General features: G+C 54.5%; 19 protein-coding genes. 12 read left to right on the top strand and 7 right to left on the bottom strand.

Going from position 1 to position 20,482, the window contains the following annotated elements; translation table 11 throughout:
• The first annotated feature begins 2 nt into the window (after positions 1-2).
• Both nhaC and LG301_RS01275 read left to right on the top strand, forming a co-directional pair.
• Positions 3-1,481, top strand: a complete 1,479-nt coding sequence (gene nhaC / locus LG301_RS01280; protein ID WP_404472729.1) for a Na+/H+ antiporter NhaC — start codon at positions 3-5, stop codon at positions 1,479-1,481.
• Between the two features lie 85 nt (positions 1,482-1,566).
• Positions 1,567-1,971, top strand: a complete 405-nt coding sequence (locus tag LG301_RS01275) for a universal stress protein (protein ID WP_404472728.1) — start codon at positions 1,567-1,569, stop codon at positions 1,969-1,971.
• 26 nt (positions 1,972-1,997) lie between these two features.
• Here the strand turns inward: LG301_RS01275 and LG301_RS01270 are convergent, their stop codons facing one another.
• Genes LG301_RS01270 through LG301_RS01255 form a run of 4 tightly spaced genes read right to left on the bottom strand, consistent with a single transcriptional unit; the run spans position 1,998 to position 7,390 of the window.
• Complete coding sequence (locus LG301_RS01270; protein WP_404472726.1) at positions 1,998-2,306, bottom strand: GIY-YIG nuclease family protein; 309 nt, start codon at positions 2,304-2,306, stop codon at positions 1,998-2,000.
• A 9-nt stretch (positions 2,307-2,315) separates the two neighbouring features.
• Positions 2,316-5,804 carry a putative bifunctional diguanylate cyclase/phosphodiesterase gene (locus LG301_RS01265; RefSeq protein ID WP_404472724.1) on the bottom strand — a complete coding sequence of 1,163 codons (3,489 nt, stop codon included), beginning with the start codon at positions 5,802-5,804 and terminating at the stop codon, positions 2,316-2,318.
• Between the two features lie 36 nt (positions 5,805-5,840).
• Positions 5,841-6,896 carry a Bug family tripartite tricarboxylate transporter substrate binding protein gene (locus LG301_RS01260; protein WP_404472722.1) on the bottom strand — a complete coding sequence of 352 codons (1,056 nt, stop codon included), beginning with the start codon at positions 6,894-6,896 and terminating at the stop codon, positions 5,841-5,843.
• A gap of 32 nt (positions 6,897-6,928) precedes the next feature.
• Positions 6,929-7,390, bottom strand: coding sequence for a YchJ family protein (locus tag LG301_RS01255; protein WP_404472719.1), 462 nt, complete (start codon positions 7,388-7,390; stop codon positions 6,929-6,931).
• Between the two features lie 176 nt (positions 7,391-7,566).
• Between LG301_RS01255 and LG301_RS01250 the strand changes: the two genes are divergently transcribed.
• Positions 7,567-7,878 (top strand): hypothetical protein, encoded by a 312-nt coding sequence (locus tag LG301_RS01250; RefSeq protein WP_404472717.1) that lies wholly within the window; start codon positions 7,567-7,569, stop codon positions 7,876-7,878.
• An 80-nt stretch (positions 7,879-7,958) separates the two neighbouring features.
• Here the strand turns inward: LG301_RS01250 and argE are convergent, their stop codons facing one another.
• Entirely contained in the window at positions 7,959-9,128 is a 1,170-nt protein-coding gene (gene argE / locus LG301_RS01245; protein WP_404472715.1) for an acetylornithine deacetylase, read from the bottom strand.
• A gap of 214 nt (positions 9,129-9,342) precedes the next feature.
• On the opposite strand from argE, the gene ugpB reads away from it, so the two are divergent.
• From ugpB to phnE, 7 genes are all read left to right on the top strand, one after another.
• Positions 9,343-10,668: a sn-glycerol-3-phosphate ABC transporter substrate-binding protein UgpB gene (gene ugpB / locus LG301_RS01240; RefSeq protein ID WP_404472713.1), complete on the top strand. Its 1,326-nt coding sequence runs from the start codon at positions 9,343-9,345 to the stop codon at positions 10,666-10,668.
• 98 nt (positions 10,669-10,766) lie between these two features.
• On the top strand, positions 10,767-11,651 hold the full coding sequence (ugpA, locus tag LG301_RS01235; RefSeq protein WP_404472711.1) for a sn-glycerol-3-phosphate ABC transporter permease UgpA: 885 nt from the start codon (positions 10,767-10,769) through the stop codon (positions 11,649-11,651).
• Between the two features lie 31 nt (positions 11,652-11,682).
• On the top strand, positions 11,683-12,525 hold the full coding sequence (ugpE, locus tag LG301_RS01230) for a sn-glycerol-3-phosphate ABC transporter permease UgpE (RefSeq protein ID WP_404472709.1): 843 nt from the start codon (positions 11,683-11,685) through the stop codon (positions 12,523-12,525).
• A 1-nt stretch (position 12,526) separates the two neighbouring features.
• Positions 12,527-13,582 (top strand): sn-glycerol-3-phosphate import ATP-binding protein UgpC, encoded by a 1,056-nt coding sequence (locus tag LG301_RS01225; protein WP_404472707.1) that lies wholly within the window; start codon positions 12,527-12,529, stop codon positions 13,580-13,582.
• Positions 13,583-13,790: 208 nt separating this feature from the next.
• Positions 13,791-14,666 (top strand): phosphate/phosphite/phosphonate ABC transporter substrate-binding protein, encoded by an 876-nt coding sequence (gene phnD / locus LG301_RS01220; RefSeq protein WP_404472705.1) that lies wholly within the window; start codon positions 13,791-13,793, stop codon positions 14,664-14,666.
• Between the two features lie 143 nt (positions 14,667-14,809).
• Positions 14,810-15,613 carry a phosphonate ABC transporter ATP-binding protein gene (gene phnC / locus LG301_RS01215; RefSeq protein ID WP_404472703.1) on the top strand — a complete coding sequence of 268 codons (804 nt, stop codon included), beginning with the start codon at positions 14,810-14,812 and terminating at the stop codon, positions 15,611-15,613.
• Position 15,614: 1 nt separating this feature from the next.
• A complete protein-coding gene (phnE, locus tag LG301_RS01210) occupies positions 15,615-16,415 on the top strand; it encodes a phosphonate ABC transporter, permease protein PhnE (RefSeq protein ID WP_404472701.1) in 801 nt (266 codons plus the stop codon).
• 27 nt (positions 16,416-16,442) lie between these two features.
• Here the strand turns inward: phnE and LG301_RS01205 are convergent, their stop codons facing one another.
• The gene (locus LG301_RS01205) at positions 16,443-17,108 is read right to left on the bottom strand and encodes an SDR family oxidoreductase (RefSeq protein ID WP_404472699.1); all 666 of its coding nucleotides are present in this window, start codon (positions 17,106-17,108) and stop codon (positions 16,443-16,445) included.
• A gap of 141 nt (positions 17,109-17,249) precedes the next feature.
• Entirely contained in the window at positions 17,250-18,254 is a 1,005-nt protein-coding gene (locus LG301_RS01200) for a porin (RefSeq protein WP_404472697.1), read from the bottom strand.
• Positions 18,255-18,710: 456 nt separating this feature from the next.
• Between LG301_RS01200 and LG301_RS01195 the strand changes: the two genes are divergently transcribed.
• Positions 18,711-19,874 carry a glycosyltransferase family 4 protein gene (locus LG301_RS01195; protein WP_404472695.1) on the top strand — a complete coding sequence of 388 codons (1,164 nt, stop codon included), beginning with the start codon at positions 18,711-18,713 and terminating at the stop codon, positions 19,872-19,874.
• The gene (locus tag LG301_RS01190; protein WP_404472694.1) at positions 19,837-20,376 is read left to right on the top strand and encodes a phosphatase PAP2 family protein; all 540 of its coding nucleotides are present in this window, start codon (positions 19,837-19,839) and stop codon (positions 20,374-20,376) included. The genes LG301_RS01195 and LG301_RS01190 overlap by 38 nt, the downstream gene beginning before the upstream one ends.
• The last annotated feature ends 106 nt before the right edge of the window (positions 20,377-20,482 follow it).

Here is a 20,482-nt window from a genome sequence, read left to right as displayed (position 1 = left end):
TAATGTCGACGACAACGTCAACAACAACGAACGACGAAAATAAACGCCCCTCGTTTTTGGGGGCCATTATTGGCATCGGTTTCTTATGCTTCATGATGTTTGCGCAGATCTTTTTACTGGGTGAAGACTGGGTTACCCATATCTCGCTGATCTTCGCCATTGTGGTCTGCGCCATCATCGCACTATATTCTGGCTTCAGCTGGCAGGATGTTCAGAAAGGTATTTTGTATGGCTGTGAAATTGCCATGCTCCCCATGCTGATCTTAATGATGGTCGGCGTGTTAGTGGCCAGCTGGATTGCCTCCGGCACAATCCCCTCACTGATCTATTATGGTCTTCAGTTAATCAACCCTTCTTACTTTCTTGCCACAGCTGTCATCGTGTGTGCCGTTGCTTCACTGGTCACCGGTAGCTCATGGACCACCGCCGCCACCTTCGGCGTGGCCTTTATCGGTATCGGCAGCGGGCTAGGCATTCCACCAGCAATGACCGCGGGCGCGGTTATTTCCGGCGCTATCTTTGGTGACAAGATTTCACCGGTATCAGACTCCACCAACCTCGCCGCTGGGGTTGCCGAGGCTAATCTGTTCGATCACATCCGCTCAATGTTTTACACCACCGGGCCTGCGCTCATCATTACTATTATTCTGTTCTTCTTTATTGGCATGCAGTTTGACGGCGAAGGTGCGGATATTTCACGCACCGCTGAGCTGCTATCAGGCATTAGCGATAATTTCTCAGTGGGTTTGCTCGCTTTCCTGCCCCCATTAGTAGTGGTTGTTTTGGCCTATCGGCGCATCAATGCTCTGGCAGTCATGGTCATTGGCAGCCTATTGGGGGCAGGACTTGCCATCGCCACTCAAGATGTCGGGCTGGGCAGCATGATGAATTACATGAACTACGGCTATGTCTCGGAAACCGGTGTTGAAGCCGTCGATAGCCTGCTTAGCCGTGGCGGCCTGCAAGGCATGATGTGGACGATCTCGCTAGGCTTTATCGGGCTTAGCCTAGGTGGCCTGCTGGAGAAGACCCGCATGCTCGAAGTCTTATTGGAAAAGATGGGCAAACTGGTCAGTAATTCACGCGGGCTAATCGTTACCCATGTGTTCTCGTCATTAGCCACCAACCTGTTCTCTGCAAGCCAGTATATTGCCATTATTATTCCGGGCCGCATGTTTGTACCCGCCTATCGCAAACTCAAAATCCTGCCATCGGTATGTTCGCGCACCTGTGAGGACTCGGCCACGGTTACTTCGCCGCTAGTTCCTTGGGGGCTGGGCGGTGCTTACTACATGGGCGTGTTGGACGTCTCCGCGTGGGATTACATGGGCTGGACCTTCCTCGCCATTATCACTCCAGTGATTGCCATTGTGTACGGCCTGTTCAATATCTGCATTTGGCGTGAAGGCGAGCGTAACGAAGTCAATACCTATAACCAGCCATACACCGAAAGTCTGCCGCAAGCCGAGCTAGCGAAGTAGATCTCCACCGACCAGACCAACACGAGGCTAGAGGCGGCCGAGCTGTCGCCTCGCACCACTGCCTATCAACCTGAGGGCACTCATTATGTATAAGAACATCCTAATCACTACGGCGGCAGATAATAACTCCAATGTTCTGCAAAAAATCGAAGTGGCACGCAAGCTGGCAGATGAAGACAGCACCATACAGATTATTTCGGTGATGGAACGTATTCCGCCTTATATAGCTCCATCGCTGCCTAGTGATTACCGCGAAACCACTGCGCAGCGCATTAAGGACGGTATTCGTAAGAAAATTGGCAACGAAAGCTATGAAATTCATGTTGTGGAAGGCAACGCCGCCCATCAGGTGGTTAAGTTTGCTAAACGCAACGGCGTCGACTGTATCGTCATTTCATCGAACCGCCCCGGCTTCCCCGACCACTTTATGGGATCCACCGCTCTGAATGTTGTGCGCCAAGCAGCGTGCACTGTGACGGTGGTTCGGTAGACAAGCTCTTCGGTCAGATAAAAAGGTTACCTATCCAACGCCGAGTAGGGAGAATCGCCAATCGGCCACTGGGCGGCCCATTGGCGTTTTTGCGAAGGCGATTGCTGCTTCAATTGATACTCTGCCCGACTGGCCGTGGCACGGTTGGGAAAGGGTTGCGCGCCCAGCAGTGCAATGGGCGGGTTCGCTCGGGTGTAGCGTGCGCCTTTACCGTCGCAATGTGCTTGGTAGCGTTTGGCCAGATTATTGGTAATCCCGACATAGGTGCCGCGTTTGCACTCGAGTAAGTAGAGGTACCACGAAGTCGCTGCCGCTGGGTGTAACGCCGTTACCATATCCACTCGCTAAGGCATGTCGGTTGAGGAAACCGCATGAACGGTGATTAAATCTTCCAACGCGGATAGCGGCATTGGTTTTGCTAATCCAAAGCCTTGGAAAAAATCGCACTGGTAAGCCAGTAGCCGTTGATACTGCTCATCGGTCTCGACGCCTTCGGCTACCACGCTTAATCCTAAGTGGTGCGCCATGGAAATAATCCCCTGGACAATGGCGGCATCGTCGTTTCGATGGGTTAATTCGTTAATAAAGCTGCGATCAATTTTAACGGCACTAATCGGCAAATGCTTTAAGTAGCTCAAGCTTGAAAAGCCAGTACCAAAATCATCAATGGAGACGCGGATCCCCATGCTGCGTATCGAGTGCAGCGTATCAATGGCATTCGCCGTATTATCCATCAAGATACCTTCGGTTAGCTCCAGCGTTAGCTGGGCTGGCGGCATCTCGGTACTTTTAAGCGTTGCGCCCAGCGTCTCCAGGAAACTCGCGCGATGAAACTGTAGAGGAGACAAGTTCACCGCAACGCATATGGCTCCCAGTCCTTTATCATGTAACTGCTGCATATCTCTGCACGCGCGGTTCAGCACCCACTCGCTAATGGGCATAATTTGCCCCGTCGCTTCTGCCAGCGGGATAAATCGCTCGGGAGAGATATAGCCCTGGATAGGATGGGGCCAGCGCAGCAAGGCTTCTACACTGGCAATTTGACCATCGCGGTTAAAGATCGGCTGGTAGTAGAGCTCAAACGCTTGGTGCTCAATAGCGTCTTGCAGGTCATTGCGTAGCGTAACCCGTTCGCTGGCGATATCGTTGCCGTTGTGATGAAACCAAGCGTAAGCATTGCGGCCCTGCTGCTTGGCCCGGTACATGGCGATATCGGCTTGTTGTATCAACGTGTGCGGTTGTGGGGTGTCTGGTTGGCTCATCGCGATACCAACGCTGGCACTTAAATGAAGCTCGCGCCCTTCGATACAGTAAGGCTTTGCCAAAGCGAGCAACAAACGTTCAACAACCTCTTCTGCCTGGGCCTCATGGGGCGTGTTGGTCAGCAGCAGGACAAACTCATCGCCCCCCAAACGCGCCACCGTATCCTCTTGACGAAGCGTATCGCGTAAGCGCTGGGCCACTTCCACCAGCACCTGATCTCCTACCGCATGGCCTAGGCTGTCGTTAATCGGCTTGAAATCATCTAAATCAACAAACAGCACGCTGATGCGCTGATGATGCGTATTGGCTAGCGCAAATTGCTTACACAGCGTTTCCTCAAACAGCATGCGATTAGGAAGCCGCGTTAGATCGTCGTGACTCGCGTAGTAAGATAAGCGCGCCTCAGACGCTTTCTGCTGAGAAATGTCGTGCTGAATGCCCACAAAATGTGTGACTTTTCCCTCTTGATCTCGTACGGGCGATATATAGAGTTCATTCCAAAAGGGAGTACCGTCTTGCCGGTAGTTGCAGATGGTAACGTGCGTTTCGCGCTGCTCTTTGATACCGCGCCTGAGCTGGGCCACCACGTCAGGGTCACTATCAGGCCCTTGTAAAAAACGGCAGTTCTTGCCAATCACATCTTCCTGAGAGTAGCCCGTCATCCTGGTAAATGCCTTATTGGCATAGACAATCGGTGTATCGGGCAGGCTAGCATCCGCAATGAGCACGCCGTTCACACTGGCTTCCACACTACGCTCAAGGGTTCTTAAGCGGACTTGCTGTTCACGGCTGGCGGTCACGTCCTGGGCAATACAGTGCACGCCCACAAAACTACCATTAATACTAATCGGTAAGGCGACTAAGTCGAGAAGATGCGCTTCTCCATCACGATCCCGAAGAGTGAGCTCAAACCGAGCACTGTTGCCCGTTACCACATGTTTAAAATATTCACCCACACGCTCAACATCAGCTACCTCGATGAAATGCCTAAAATGCTGGCCAATAATTTCAGCGTTGGTATAGCCGGTGATGGCGCCACAGCTATTATTCGCCGTCACAAACTGCCCCTCGGCATTGAGAGAAAACACTGCATCGGGGTGATGTATAAACAAAGAGCGATAGTGCTGTTCGCTTTGCTCTAATGATTCCCGCGCCAGGGAAAGCTCTTTCGTACGGCCCATGCTTACGATGACGACGCCCACACTAAACGCCAGCAGCCAGCTCAGCAATAGCCCCCCTAGGGCCACCCCCACCGGTATGACGCCGACCATATACCAATTATGATGCTCGCCGGGATACGCATGGAGCGTTACGTTTATGCCACCGGGCAGCCCCACATGGCGCGACACTATTGCCTGACCAGGCGCCAGCGCCTCATTCGCACTAAAACCAGCGGGATGAAGCACCATCAGTGTTTCGGCCCCGCGGTTTATCCCCACCTGAAAAGGCCCCAGGCCTAGCCTCAGCTCATGGCCTAGTAGCGTGCGCAGGTCAAATGCCGCCAGCAGTTGCTGTTCACGGCTCTCGATGGGCACCGCCATCATCACCACGCTGTTCTGCGTCTCATCGGGCTGAAATAAACGGGGGCGGCTAAAGGGCACGGCTAGCCACGACTGAACCGAGGGCTGGTTCAGCTGCGCTAGTAGCCACGCATCACCGTCGTTGCTACGCCCTTGTGACCACACTGCCTCGCTCTGGGCATTCACTAACGCGATGGCTTGCAAGCTGGGCGTATCAAGGAAATAGCGCTGTGCGTCACTCTCATGTAGCACCAGCCCCTGCTCAGCGGGTACTACATCCAAACGATTTGCCATTCGCTGCATTAGCTGTAACCGCGCAGTCATCACCTGATCAGCATTGAGTTGAACACTATCAAGCAAGTAGCCAGCCTGCTGCTCAATCTCATTGCGCTGGTTGATGCTCAAAAACAGCCAGGCTAGGCAACTGATCACGACGCCCCCCAGCGCGACGATCACCGTGTGTTTGCCTGGGCTTAAGCGTTTAGAGCGCTCGCGCCAACTGGCCACCAGCAGAGCCGTCCCGGTTAGAAACACAAACACCAGTGCGGCAAGGGGTGACGAGCTAAAAGGCGGACGATAAGCAACGCTTTCTTGCCACATCAACACGATGACAACGCCACCAAACAGCCATAGGCCCAGCCCCACCGTGCGCCAAACCACACGGCTACGGGAAGGCGCAATACCCAACCAACAGCAGAGATTAATCAGCAAAAGCATGACGGCAGATAGCGACGTCATGCGCGACTCGCCGGTTATCAAGGAGGCGCTAACGCCGTTATCCAGCTGGTTGTGTAATAAGGTGTATATCAGCAGTATGGATAACAGCGCTGCGCTGGCGAGCCTGACAACGGCAGCGTGAAAAAGCGTGGCCAACAGAGCACTGCCAATCAGTACCGTGACGATAGATGCGTCGGGCACTAACATGGGCCCTACCAGAATGCCCGGGAACATCATCCAGCCGATTAACCCCGCACACCCCATCACTAGAAGCGTTGCCGCCGCCATCAGCAGCAGCGTTTGTGCTGCTAAGTCTCGCGTATTTAATGGCATGAAACGCACTTACTCCTTTTCAACGCTTGCACGCGACTAGCGCTGAAACTGTATCGCGCTGGCAAGGGCCTGCAGTTGCTGATACTGCTCTTCCAAGTAGTGGTCGTAGGCATCTAAGGCTTTAAAATCAACGAAAGAGCCATACGTTTGCTCTAGCGCTTGCACCAACTCGGGCGCCGCCAGCGCTTGCTCGAATGCTTTGGCGACGACTCCCAAGCGCTCTTTCGGTGTATTCAGCGGTGCAAATAAGCCACGGTCAGTGGTGTTAACCAGCGCAATGCCCTGCTCATGCAGTGTAGGCACATGGGGTAAATCAGCTAGCCGGTCTTCACTGGCCACGCCAAGGGGTAATAAAGCACCAGCATTAAAAAGCGCGCGCGCCGAGGGCAGGTTCAACATGGCAAAGTCTAGCTCGCCTCCCAGTAACGCTTCCACTTGAGCGCTGGTGCCCGGGTAGTGCACAAATTGGACATCCGCCTCTGAAATGCCTTCTTCGGCAAAAAAATGCAGCCAAAAAAAGTGATCAGTCGAATGAGGGATAACGCCAAACGACAGCGGCTCGCTCTGCTGATGAATCAACCTCTTGATGTCCCCAGCCCCCGTAGCGGCGTGGCCTGCTCGGGTAGCAGGAATGTTGACCGTTCGCGTAAGCAGTGCCACTGGCGCAAACGCTTGGTGAGAGTACGCGGCGACTCCCGAGAGATAGGAAAGGTCGATGGTTTGGTGGCTGCCTAACAGCGTATAGCCATCGGGGGCGCTCTCCTTGACGAACTGCGAACCTAGAATCGCACCGCCTCCCGGCATGTTAACGGTAATAATGGGTGCATCGAGATACGCTTCAGCCCGGGCAGCCACGGCACGAAAAATCACATCGGTTGCCCCACCCTCGCCGTAGGGCACCACAATGGCTACCTCTGCAGAGGGATACGGCTCATCGGCCAGTAAGGGCGCGCTCGCACTGAATCCCATCGCTCCGATGCCAATCACGCCAAACCAACGTAACAGCATTAACCAAGCCCGGTAAAAACTCCTTACCCAGCGATGGCACAGACAGGCGTAATCATAGATGGGTAGTGCGTGCTGCTGGCTCATTGCTTGGCATGCCTCATCCTGCTTAGCGTTATCTACTCACCGCAACATACCTTTAATTTACGCCCGCTACCACATAAGCAGCGCTCATTTCGACGAGGCTTCAGCCGCTCGACCCGAGGTTCGCCATCTAAATACCACCAGCGCTCCTCTTCAAAACAAAAACGCGAGACTTCCTCCAACACATGCCAGCCCACTGAATCACGAAAAAAAGCCCGGAAGTGCACACTCCCCGTGGTACCACTCGGCAAAGGCGCAGCCACAATCACCAGCGACGCCCACTGTGTGTCTGGGTCTGGCGGCAGCTGTGCTGGCCGCGTGGAGGTATGCCACGTGTCTAACAGATACCCCGTTTGGTTCAATGCAAAGGCCGTGTAACGTGAGCGCATCAGCACTTCTGGGGTGGGCGCTTTGGCCCCTTGAAGATACGGCTGACAGCACTCTTTTAGCGACGTGCTGCGACGACAGGGGCAACTCTCGGCGGTTAGTGGCATCATAATAGTGCTCTAGCGTGTATAGAGGATGGGCGCAGTCAATAACTTGTTGCAGTATCGCCTAGCGTAGGTGTATCGGTGCCGCCCTAGAGTGGGTATAGTAGCAAAGCAACATCACCAGACAGACGGAGTACGTAACACGATCGATCATTCTTTCCAAACGCAGTGGAGGTTCTCCTATGAAGGTTTACAAACCCGAATGGCAGTGCACGTTTAGCGTAAACGAAGGCGCGGAAGAATCAGCAACCTGGAAAGAGCGAATCGCGTGGCAGCTAAGAGCGTTTGCCGACCGCCTTGAAGGCGGCGGCCGCACGGTGAAGATCGACTACAACGTCTCTCCCCACGTTAGCCGAGACGAAGTTGATACCTGTTTGGGAAAAGGGTTTGAGGTGACTCAGCGGCTGCTGACGCAACTTGCCCGCCAACAGGCCTGCGAAGATGTGATGCGCCATGTGAAAGCCGAGCTTTACGAAGAGCAGCATCAGCACTAATAGCTAGACCGTAAGCGTCTTAAGAAAACACCCGCCCGATATATCTGGCGGGTGTTTTTTATGGGGTGCAAATAAACGCGTTAGCCCGCAAATGGCGTTTCCAACGCTTGGCCTAACCGTTGCATAAACGCCGTACATGCTTGCAGCTGGGCCGTTTCAATATACTCATCCGGCTGGTGCGCCTGGGCGATACTGCCCGGCCCCAAAATAATCGTTTGCAACCCCTTCCCCTGGAACTGCCCTGCTTCTGTCGCGTAAGCAACCGCGTGGCTGCAGCAGGCATCAGGCAAATGGTCTTTGGCCAAGCGGAGTACCTGATCGTTATCGCGGTCGGCTAAGCCTGGCACCGTGACGTTTAACGGCTCTGTGACTATCTCAACCGTTTTGCCTTTCGCCGATAGCGCCTCGCTAAGCTGAGCGCAGTACGCCTCAAAACGTGCATATATTTCGCTGAACGACTCCGTTGGAAGGTGGCGAATTTCCCATTCGAACTGGCACTCCCGCGCCATGATATTGATCGCCGTACCGCCTTTAATTTTACCGACATGCAAACTGGTATGGGGCACATTAAATGCCTCGTCGACTCGACCTTCTTCTACCAGTGTCGCCATCGTGTCTTCAATAAACGTCACCAGTCTTGCCGCCACGTGGATAGCCGACGTGCCTTGATTCACCTGACTGCTGTGCGCTTCACGGCCCAAGACGGTAGTCCGCAGGTTGGTCGCGCCCTTTTGCGCTACCACCGGCTGCATGCTGGTGGGTTCCCCCACAATGACGTGGGTCGTGGTGGTGTAGTGTTCATAAAAGCGTTTAATCAAGCTAGGGGCACCGACGCAGCCAATCTCTTCGTCGTAAGAAAACCCAAAATAGATAGGCTGCTTAAGGGGCGCATTCACCCAGGTGGGCACCAAGGCCAGCGCACAGGCAATAAAGCCTTTCATGTCACAGGTGCCACGTCCGTACAAGCGGTCATCGCCGCCATCACGTAGAGTAAACGGATCGCTCGACCATGGCTGGCCTGCCACCGGCACCACATCGGTATGGCCAGAAAGCATCACACCGCCAGGGGCATCGGGGCCTAGGCGGGCGATCAGGTTGGCTTTGGTGCCGCAGGGACTCATGACGCGCTCTGAGCTAACGCCGTAGTCGGCCAAATAACGCTCAACAAACTCAATCAAGGCCAAATTGGATTCGCTGGAGGTGGTGTCAAACGCTACTAGCTTCGCCAGCAAGGTGGTCACGTCCGTCATACTGTTCTCGTTAGTTAGTCGTTCAATACGCCCTATTGCCGCTAACCCTATCACCGTCATTCGCCTTTTCCTACAGGCAGGCTTGCTGAACGCTAAACGTTGACTGTCACGTCGAGTTCATCGTGCATTCATGAAAACGTCATCTACACTTTCTACTGTTCAGTGCACCCAACAACTTAATAAACGTACTGCGCACGACCCACAAGGAGCCGTTATGTCTCGTTTCACGTTGCACGCGCTTGCCCTAGGGGTGGCTACCGCCACGTTTAGCCTTTCTGCCCATTCCGCGACCGAAGTTACTTGGTGGCACGCCATGGGAGGCCAGCTTGGTGAAATCCTTGAAGAAATGACGGAGGAGTTCAATGCTTCCCAGGATGATTACCGCGTCACACCTAGCTACCGTGGCAATTACACCGAAACGATGACCGGCGCCATTGCAGCGTTCCGTGCAGGCGAGCAGCCCCATATTCTGCAGGTGTTTGAAGTTGGCACCGGCACCATGATGAATGCTGACGGCGCCATTTATCCGGTGTATCAGCTCATGGAGGATCATGGCCGCGCATTTGACCGTGATGCCTTCCTGCCTGCGGTGGTCGGCTACTACACCGACACAAACGGCAACATGCTGTCGTTCCCGTTCAACTCCTCAACGCCCATCATGTACTACAACCGTGACGTGTTTGAGGAAGCCGGTTTAGACCCTGAACAGCCGCCACAAACCTGGGATGAAGTCGCGGAGTACGCAACGCAAATCACCGAGTCTGGTGCTGCTAACTGTGGTTTCACCACCTCATGGCCGAGCTGGGTGATGCTGGAAAACTTCTCTGCCATGCATAACTCGCCGCTTGGCACGTTAGAGAATGGCTTTGGTGGGATAGAAACTGAGTTCAATTTCAACAATGAACTGGTGGCCCGCCATTGGGATAATTTAAAGGCATGGCAGGATGCGGATGCCTTTAATTGGGGCGGCCCAGGTTCCGGGCCAGACTCTGAACCGCTGTTCTACTCACAAGAGTGTGCGATTTTCTTTGGCTCTTCGGCATCTCGTGCAGATGTCGCGGCTAACTCCGACTTTGAAGTCGGTTTCGGTATGCAGCCCTACTATGACGACGTAGAGGGTGCGCCGCAGAACTCCATCATTGGCGGCGCCACCCTGTGGGCACTTCAAGGTCACACCGATGACGAGTATGAAGCTGTTGCTGCCTTCTTTGAGTACCTCTCACAGCCTGAAGTACAAGCCCAGTGGCACCAGCAAACCGGTTACCTGCCAATCACTCAAGCGGCGTGGGACTTAAGCAAAGAGCAGGGCTACTACGATGAGAATCCAGGGGCCGATATTTCGCTGAAGCAGATGACGCTGAACGAGCCAACGGAAAACTCCAAAGGACTGCGCTTTGGCAACTTCGTACAGATCCGCGACATCATTTCTGAAGAGATGGAAGCGGTGATGACCGGCAATAAATCGGGCCAAGAAGCCGCTGATTCAGCCGTTGAACGCGGTAATCGATTGCTACGCGACTTCCAATCAGCCAACCAGTAAGTAAGCACCTGCTCCGCCGCCTGCCCCTGGCAGGCGGCGAGCCTGTTTTTAAGTGCCCCGCTTATTGGTGTCGTTTATAGATGTAGGATACGTCGCCTATGCAAACCAAACGCATGACCTTTCCAGGACGCTTTTTGCCCTATGCCCTGCTGGCGCCTCAGGTCATTGTCACGCTGATTTTCTTTATCTGGCCTGCCGGTCAAGCGCTTTACCAATCACTGCTACGCGAGGATGCTTTCGGGCTACGCACTACCTTTGTGGGCTTGGAAAACTTTGCACGACTCTTTCGCGACGGCGCTTATCTTAATTCGCTCTCCGTCACGGTAGTGTTTGCGGTAGGTACCACGCTGCTTTCCATGTCCGTTGCGCTGCTGCTAGCCAGCACGGTTAATCGCATGATTCGCTCACGCAGCACTTACACCACGCTACTGGTGTGGCCCTATGCGATTGCCCCAGCGATTGCCGGCGTGCTGTGGTGGTTTATCTTCAACCCGTCAATTGGCATTGTGCCTTACATACTGGACATGGTCGGCTACCAGTGGAACCACCGCACCTCGGGCACAGACGCCATGCTGCTAGTGATTTTTGCCGCCGCTTGGAAGCAAATCTCCTATAACTTCCTGTTCTTCCTCGCCGGGCTGCAGTCGATCCCCCAGTCTCTCATCGAGGCCGCCGCCATTGATGGCGCCAGCCCCATGAAGCGTTTTTGGACCATCGTTTTCCCGCTACTGACGCCTACGACTTTCTTTCTGATGGTGGTGAATGTGGTTTACGCCATGTTCGATACCTTTGGGATTATTCACGCCACGACCCAAGGTGGCCCCGCCCAGGCGACCAACACGCTGGTCTATAAGGTCTACGCCGATGGCTTTGTGGGCTTGAACTTAGGCTCGTCGGCCGCGCAGTCGGTAATTTTAATGGCCATTGTGGTCGCACTCACGGTGGTGCAGTTCCGCTTTATCGAGCGCCGCGTGAACTACTAGCACCACTGGCTGATTGTTTGGGAGACGTTCAATGGTTGAAAATCGACCCTGGGCAAACTTTTTTGCCCATCTCACATTAATGCTTGGCGTTGCGGTGGTGGTGTTCCCTGTGTACGTTGCGCTGGTAGCCTCTACTCAAGCGCCAGGCGACTTGCTGCGCGGTACGCTGCCGATGCTGCCCGGCGCCCACGGCATCGAAAACTTTACCCGGATGTGGCAGTCCGGCGTTTCCAACGCAGGCGCCCCGCCAGCCGGCATGATGCTGTGGAACAGCTTTATCATGGCGATGGCGATCACCATAGGAAAACTGTCGATCTCGCTACTGTCGGCGTTTGCGATTGTTTACTTCCGCTTTCGTTTTCGGATGTTCTTCTTTTGGCTGATTTTCATCACGCTGATGCTACCCGTCGAAGTCCGCATTATTCCGACATTTCAGGTCGTTGCAGATCTCAATATGCTGAACAGCTTCGCGGGGCTTTCGATACCGCTGATTGCATCGGCAACGGCGACGTTCCTATTTCGTCAGTTTTTCATGACGATTCCCGAAGAGATGCTGGAAGCAGCCCGGGTGGATGGCGCAGGTCCGCTAAAGTTCTTTAAAGACATTTTGATGCCGCTCTCGATCACCAATATCGCGGCGCTGTTTGTGATCATGTTTATTTACGGCTGGAACCAATACCTGTGGCCGCTGCTGATCACCACCGACCCTGACTACTACACCATCGTGATGGGCATTCAGCGCATGACCTCTGAAGAGAACCCCCAGTGGCATCTGATTATGGCCGCCGTAGTAATGGCCGCCCTGCCGCCGGTACTGGTGATTCTGTTTATGCAACGCCTGTTTGTAAAAGGCCTGACCGAGACGGAGAAATAACATGGCCAGCATTACCCTGGAAGGGCTTAAAAAAACCTATGCGGGCAACGTCGCTGCGGTCAAAGGGATCGACTTACAGATTGAAGACGGTGAATTTGTGGTACTGGTCGGGCCATCCGGTTGTGGCAAATCGACCTTACTACGTATGGTCGCTGGGCTTGAAACCATTACCGACGGCACGCTCAAAATTGGCGATCGAGTAGTTAACAAGCTAGAACCCGCCGAGCGCGATATCGCCATGGTGTTCCAAAACTACGCGCTCTACCCGCACATGACTGTCTACAACAACCTCGCTTATGGCTTAAAGAACCGTGGTTTCAAAAAAGATGACATCGACCAACGGGTGCGTACTGCCGCTAAAATGCTGGAGATTGAAGACTTCCTGGAGCGTAAACCCCGTAAACTTTCCGGCGGCCAGCGCCAGCGGGTAGCCATGGGCCGAGCGTTGGTGCGCGAGCCTTCAGCTTTCTTGTTCGATGAGCCACTTTCCAACCTAGATGCCAAGCTGCGCGTGCAGATGCGCGTCGAAATCAAGCAGCTTCAGCGGCGGTTAAAAACCACCAGCCTGTATGTGACCCACGACCAGCTCGAAGCGATGACGCTGGGCGATCGCTTGGTGGTACTCAACGCTGGGCAGATCGAGCAGGTAGGCACACCTATGGAGATCTACGCCCGGCCAGCCACCATGTTTGTGGCGGAGTTCATTGGCTCCCCGGCCATGAACATGCTGCCACTGGCCTACCTTCAGCAGCAAAATACCCAAGGCGTGCTGAGCCATCTTCCCCAAGAGACCGATACGGTTGGCATACGCCCCGACGACATGCAGCTCACCGCGCCAGCCGAACCCTATGTCACGCTGGATGCCACTCTGATGCTGTTTGAAGCCGCCGGAGCAGAGAGCCATCTCTACGTTAACTTGGCAGGCAGCGAGCAGCCCACGGTAATTCGGGCGGCGGGCCAGCCGCCGGTTCGTGAAGGTGAAACCCTGCAGGTGTACGTGACCGGCGACGCGCTTCACCCGTTTAATAGCAGGACCGGCCAACGCACCGCCCATTAACGTGTGACGCCTTAGGCGAGCAGCAGCGCTACTCACCTAAGGCGCGCTCGCTACGGCTACCCCACTCACAGCCTGTCACTTTTACGTGATCATACCGTCATCTTGGCTACACCTGAGTGTCACAGTCACCTGCCACCCTAATACTGATTTTTACGTTTGCCTGCTGTTAAAAGCAGGTAGCGCACATAACAGCATCAGGGAGCCGACCATGACGAAAACACTATTAACGATGGCGATTGCAGCCACAGCCTTCACCGTATCTACCGCCCACGCCAATAGCGATTTAAGCAACGTATGCCCCAATCCTATCCGTATGGCTGATACCGGCATTGAAGGCATGGGCCCGCTCGCAGAAGCGTTCGGCCCCTTTGCTGAAGCGTTTGAAGAGACCACCGGCCTCACGCTTGAAATGTTTAGCCTGAGTAACCGCACGGCGGCAGGCACCGCGCTGCAGTATGATGACGTGGACCTCGTGTTTGCAGGCCCGTCTGAGTTCGTCCTGTTTGACCGCGAAAGCGACATTGAAATTCTGTTTGCGATTGAGCGCCCCCACTACGGCAGCAGCTTTTATGTTCCCGCCGATAGCGATATTCAGTCGCTGGAAGACCTGGCAGGCCACCGCGTTGCTTTGAAAGATGTGGGTTCCACCAGCGGCCATATTTTCCCAAGCCAAATGCTGGTTGATGCAGGCCTGGATATTGATCGCGACCTTGAGATCATTATGGCGGGCGATGCCCGTATCGCCGCGCTGGTTAACGGCGATGTGGATGCCATGGGCGGCGGTAACCGCGATATCGAAGAGATCCAGGCGATGGACCCGGACGGCGAATACCGTGTGATTGCCACCAGCGATGTTTTACCCGGTGACCCGGTGGTGATGCGCGGCTCGCTAGACGACGCTTGTAAAACAGCGCTACGCAGCACCCTGGAAGAGAACCGCGACACCCTGTGGAACGCGCTGATTGCCACCGACCGCAACGAAGATAAGTTTTTGAACCGCGACTCCTCGCTGGGCTTTGACCGCACCAATGAAGATTACGATGTCGTGCGTCAGGCCTACGAAGCGGCGGGCATAGCCCTTTAATTCGTTTTCCACCGCTCCCTTTATCGTGATCGCACAGGGACGTGCGTTGAACGAGCGAAGGCTCTGTTAGTACCAAGACACGGTAGGTCTCTCATGTCTGTTGTTTCACTCTCCCTCCTGGCATCCGCGCAGGAGGTTTTTGTATGAATGCCATCGATATTTCTAATGTTCACAAACATTACGGCAGCTTACATGTCCTGCGTGGGCTAACGCTCAGCATCCCCAAAGGGGAGTGTGTCATTTTGCTGGGGGCTAACGGCTGTGGTAAATCCACACTGATGCGCTGTATCAACGGTTTAGCCCCTCACGATCAGGGCGATATTCGCATTTTCAACGAATCGCTTTCGCAGCTTTCCAAACCGCGTTTGCGCACGCTACGCCAAAAAGTCGGCGTGGTTTTTCAGCAGTTCAACTTAGTCCAGAACGTCAGCGTGTTTCAAAACGTGCTGTATGGCGCACTGGGCCAGCAGCGTCTTGGCTTACTGTCGACACTCTCTTGCACCGCAAGTCACGAGCTTCGCGAGCGCGCCATGCAGTCACTCGACCGAGTGGGGTTGGCCCATAAGGCCCAGGCCAGCTGTCGTGAACTGTCTGGCGGTCAGCAGCAGCGCGTCGCCATTGCCAGAACGCTAATGCAGGACGCTCAAATCATCATTGCGGATGAACCCATCGCCAGCCTGGACCCAAAAGCGGGACGCGAGATTATGGACCTGCTGCTAGAGGTAGTGAGCGAACGTGGACTCACCGTGCTGTGTACGCTGCACCAGCTAGAGCTAGCGCAACAGTACGGCGACCGCATTGTGGGCATGAAAGCGGGCACCGTAGTGCTCGATACGCCTCGAGAGGCGGCCACGCTAAGCGATATGCAGGCGCTCTATCAAGGTGACACCCGCGTCGAACAAACGCCCTCTTCTTCCACAACCAGCCAACCGCTTAGGGCGATCTAATATGCCGTCGAAACTTCCCACCACCGGTCTGCCTCCCCGGTTTCGCCGACCTTCCCTGTTTGTTTGGGGCATCAGCCTTGGCTTTTTAGCGCTGTTTATTCAGGGCGTCATGGCCACCAATGTCACACTCGAGCGTTTGATACGCGGGGCGACGAACCTAGGTCACTTTATAGGACGGGCTTTCCCACCAGATCTCAGCAATTTAGACGTACTGGCGTGGTCGATGTATGAAACCCTCAACATTGCCATTGTCGGCGTAACGCTGGGCGTTATTCTCAGCGTGCCGTTTGCACTGCTGGCAGCGCGCAATACATCCCCCGCGCCGTGGGTGCGCTCCATTACACGGCTGATGATTGCCACCATGCGCACTATTCCAGACCTTATCTGGGCGCTGATTTTTGTAGTGGCAGTCGGGTTAGGCCCGATGGCGGGCGTACTCGCCATCGTGATGGACACGATTGGTTTTGCCGCCCGCTTTTTCTCAGAGCGGATTGAGGAAGTCCACCCCGGCCCCTCCGATGCGCTAACCGCCACCGGGGCGGGCAGGCTATCCGTGATTGGGGGGGCGATTTTGCCAGAAACCCTCGCATCGATGACGGCCACCAGCTTATACAGTGTCGAAAAAGCGCTGCGTTCAGCGGTCACGCTAGGGCTGGTGGGCGCAGGCGGCATTGGCGTCGAACTCGCTGCCGCCATGCGGCTATTTAACTACGACCGCGCCCTCACCATTATTCTGGTGATTCTGGTCGTGGTTATTGGTTTTGAACAGCTCTCGTCGCAAATCCGCAAGCGCGTTATCTAAGCTACCGATAGGCGGTTATCTGGTGCGTTACCAAGGCAACTGTTCGCCATTGGAGTGCCAGAAGCCGCCGCTATTCTCTACGTTGAGCGCTTTAATGCAGGCGGCAATGCCCGTCGCCGACTCCTGCGGGCTAATGTGGCCACCAAAGTTAACCATGCGGGTTTTCACATAGCCCGGATGCAGCTGCGCCACGGCGATGCCGCGAGGCTTGAGATCAATGGCCAGTGATTTACCAAAGGCGTTCAGCGCCGCTTTTGACGCGCGATAGCCGTAGCGACCACCTGAGTCGTTATCGGCCAAAGAGCCCATGCGACTGGTGATATTGGCGATTTTACTGCCCTTTTCCATCAGCGGCAGCAGCGCTTCGGATACTCGCAGCGGCGCATAGGCATTGATTTCCATCTGCTGGCGTAAGCTGTCGATCTCGATACCTCCCAACACATCATCGCGCAGCAGGCCCGCGTTGTTGATCAACAGGTCAATGGTGTGCCCGGCTAACGCCGCAGAAAGGCGCGCGATATCGTCGTCCTGGGTCACATCGATCCCTTCTATCACTTTGACGGCGACACGCTCTAACTCATCAGACGTTTGACGACACACGCCGATGACGTTCCATCCCTCCTGTTGATAATGCTCAGCAAGGGCTAACCCTACGCCACGATTTGCGCCTGTAATCACAACGATGGAAGACATTATCTCTCCTTAAACATGCGATTAAATAATAAAACAGCATAACGCAAAAAGCCGATGTGTCATGAACACATCGGCAAAAACGATCTTACAAAGCTTAAAACATTAAGGAACCTAGGGCATGAATTAGCCCCAAACGATCACTTAGAAGTGATAACGCGCACCTACCGCGTAGTACAGATCATCTTCATAGTCATTTACGGCATCTTGATTGGCGTCGTTCAACTCAACAAAAACGTCGAAGTTGTTGGACAGGTCATAATGCGCGGCAGCGGCCCATGCATCGCGGCTGTCGGAAACGTTGTCCAGCTCGATGTTGTAGTAGTCGAGGTGGAAGGTCCATGCGCCCGTGGCAAATGAACCGCCTAGACCAACGGTGTCAAAACCACCGCCCTCAACGTCGTTATCGCCGCGGGTTTCGTAACCTAAACGCGCCGAGAAAGCGTCGTTGATGGCATACTCGGCAGTGGCACCGAAACGGGTTTCATCGTTACCACCACCAACGGCTTTATCATCAACAAAACCGGCGGCTAAACGCAGCGGGCCAGTTGCGTAAACAACGCCACCCTGGGCAGCGATTTCAGAGCCATCTTCCGTTTGCTGGGCAGGCGTCAGGCCACGCTCAGAATAGTGCTTGGCAGCCACGAAAGCTTGGAATCCGTTCAAATCCGGCGTCATGTAGGCTAAAGAATCGCCACGTGCCTGCAAACCGCCGCCAGCAAACTCATAGCCGTTTTCAACATATACGTCGAACACGCCCATTACTTCGCCGTTATAGAAGCTGTCGAAGTTACCGGCAGTGAAGGTACCGAACTGCTGGCTTTCTAAACCGATGTAACTATTACGCACCTCTTCAAAACCAGGTTCGCTTTGCTCATCACCATTAAAACGCCACTCTACACGGGCAAATGCGCGTAGGTCAGACGTGATCTGGTGGCCTGCCGTCACGCGCAGACGAGAACCAAAGTTGCGGAACTCTTCACCGTTATCAGCACCATCTTCTTTATCACCGCCCCCTTCAAACCCCATAGCGATACGGCCATAGAGATCCAGCGTGGTGCCGTCTTGGTCATATACCACCGCCGCTTGGGCCGCTGAGGCACCTAACAAACCGCTAACAACCAGAGCAAGTGTCGTCTTTTTAAACATGATTGATCCCATTAAAGTAGTAAGCGCCGATTGGCAGCACTTTTTTCGTTGCATAAACGCTAGCGCTGCGTTTTTCTGCGAAAACTGTAGGGCTAACGTCAACTAGTTATCAAAACGCAAAAGAGTGAAAGCTTTTTAGCAAAGCGCCATTGAGCAACTTTAACCTCCACCTTTCACGGCGTTACAAATCCTTTTGAGGCTTAACAAATAAAACTAAGGAGATATCTCTCTCGCCACTGGCTACATTAAAGGGGATATATTTCATTATCTTTAAAGTTTTATTTTATTAATGTTGTCTTTTAAAAATATAAAAATGCAACTTAATTGACACTTTTATCTGTTATGGGTGTTGCTACTAAACACTCTGCCTGTCATCAGTTCTTCATCCTGCTGTCTTACCAATGTCACCCGCACGGCCCATTGTGTGGTTAAACGTGATGAAGGGATGAATCGCACATGCGGCTCTGTATCGTCAGCGAAACATGGTCACCCGATGTTAACGGGGTAGCGCACACCCTGGGCAGGCTATGCCGTGAACTAGTGTGCCAGGGCGTCTCCGTCGATGTGATACGCCCACAGTCCAACGTTGCCGGTAGCGCATCTAGGGTAGATAACGAGCTGCAGGTGCGGCGCCTAGCGTTACCTGGCTATGCTGAGGTGCAGGTGGGACTATCCACGCCTGCCAAAATAGGTCGTTTTTGGCAGCTACACCGGCCTGATGTGGTCTATTTGGCGACCCAAGGCCCACTAGGCTGGGCGGCACGTCAAGCGGCTCGGCGGTTAAAAATCCCGCTGGTAGCGGGGTGGCATACTAATTTTGACCACTATTGCCACGACTATGGCGTGCCCTGGCTGTCAGCCATTACCCGTCGTTACCTGAACTACTTCCATAATGGCTGTGCGCTCACGTTGGTGCCTACTCATCAACAGGCAAAGACGCTGCAGCAGCAGGGCATTCACGATGTGAACGTGCTGTCTCGCGGTATCGATGGTGAGCACTTTTCACCCGCACACCGCGACGGCCAGCTGCGCCGCCAATGGGGCGTTACCGACCATCAGCCTGTTGCCCTTTATGTGGGACGTTTAGCGCCTGAAAAAAATTTAGCGCTGCTTCAAGAAACCCTGCAGGCCATGCGCAACGTTCGCCCAGACATGGCACAGGTGATTGTGGGCGACGGCCCGGGGCGTGCCCAACTGCAAAAGGCACTGCCCGAGGCGCACTTTACCGGCTTTGTCGATAAGCCCACTCTGGCACGTCACTACGCCAGCGCCGACATTTTTGTGTTTCCTTCGCTGTCTGAAACCTGGGGCAACGTGGTGAGTGAAGCGATGGCCAGCGGGTTGGCAGTCGTTGCTTACCAACACGCCGCAAGCGCTGAGCTGATCCAAAGCGGCCACAACGGCATTACCGTTGCCCCGGGCGATACCGCTGCCTTTTCACAGGCGGCGATTGAGCTATGCCAACACCCCGCTGATTACGCGCGCCTTGGCCGTGTTGCCCGGCTACGAGTGTTAGAACAGAGCTGGTCAGGCATTGCTGAACAGTTTACGCGTTACCTTCATCAAGCCCAGGAGAGCCATCATGCGTCCACGCCCGCTTGCCGTATTCGACCGTCTTGACCTCTGGGAGTGGCGGTTTTGCCAGCGCATCACGCTGCTCAGCCTCTACCGCCCATGGCGCCTTGCGCTGCAAATAGCTAGCCGATTAGGCGACTGGCCGGTGTGGGTCGCGCTGATTGCCGCCCAGCCGTGGCTGCAGCCTCAGCATAATTGGCGGCTGGTGCAATACACCGCGACGGCCTGTGTGGCGATTGTGGCTTACCGGTTGCTTAAAACGCGCCTATGTCGCGAGCGGCCCTTTATCACCTATCGCAATGGCGTACACTGCGGCGAACCTGCCCGCGACCGCTACAGCTTCCCCAGCGGCCATACCATGCATGCGGTTATGTTTTGCGTTTTAGTCGCCGCACATACCCCGTGGTTACTGCCGATTGTGCTGCCACTTTCACTGCTGATCGCCGTATCAAGGGTGGGCCTGGGGCTGCACTACACCAGCGACGTGGTTGCAGGGGCCGCCATCGGGTATGGGTTCGCGCTTTTAAGCCTTTATGTGATGGGCTGAGCACAGCAATAGAAGCAATAGACGGGGAGGTTACTACGCTCAGCAGGTAGAGGTTTGAATGGCTCTATTATGTTGAGTAAATACTATCTGTTTAAACGCCAACGCC

The sequence above is a fragment of the Vreelandella venusta genome (assembly GCF_044809155.1).
In the GTDB taxonomy this organism is placed as follows: Bacteria; Pseudomonadota; Gammaproteobacteria; order Pseudomonadales; family Halomonadaceae; genus Vreelandella; species Vreelandella venusta_B.
Note: the sequence above shows the minus strand (reverse complement) of the source record. Positions and strands in the feature narration are given on the sequence as shown.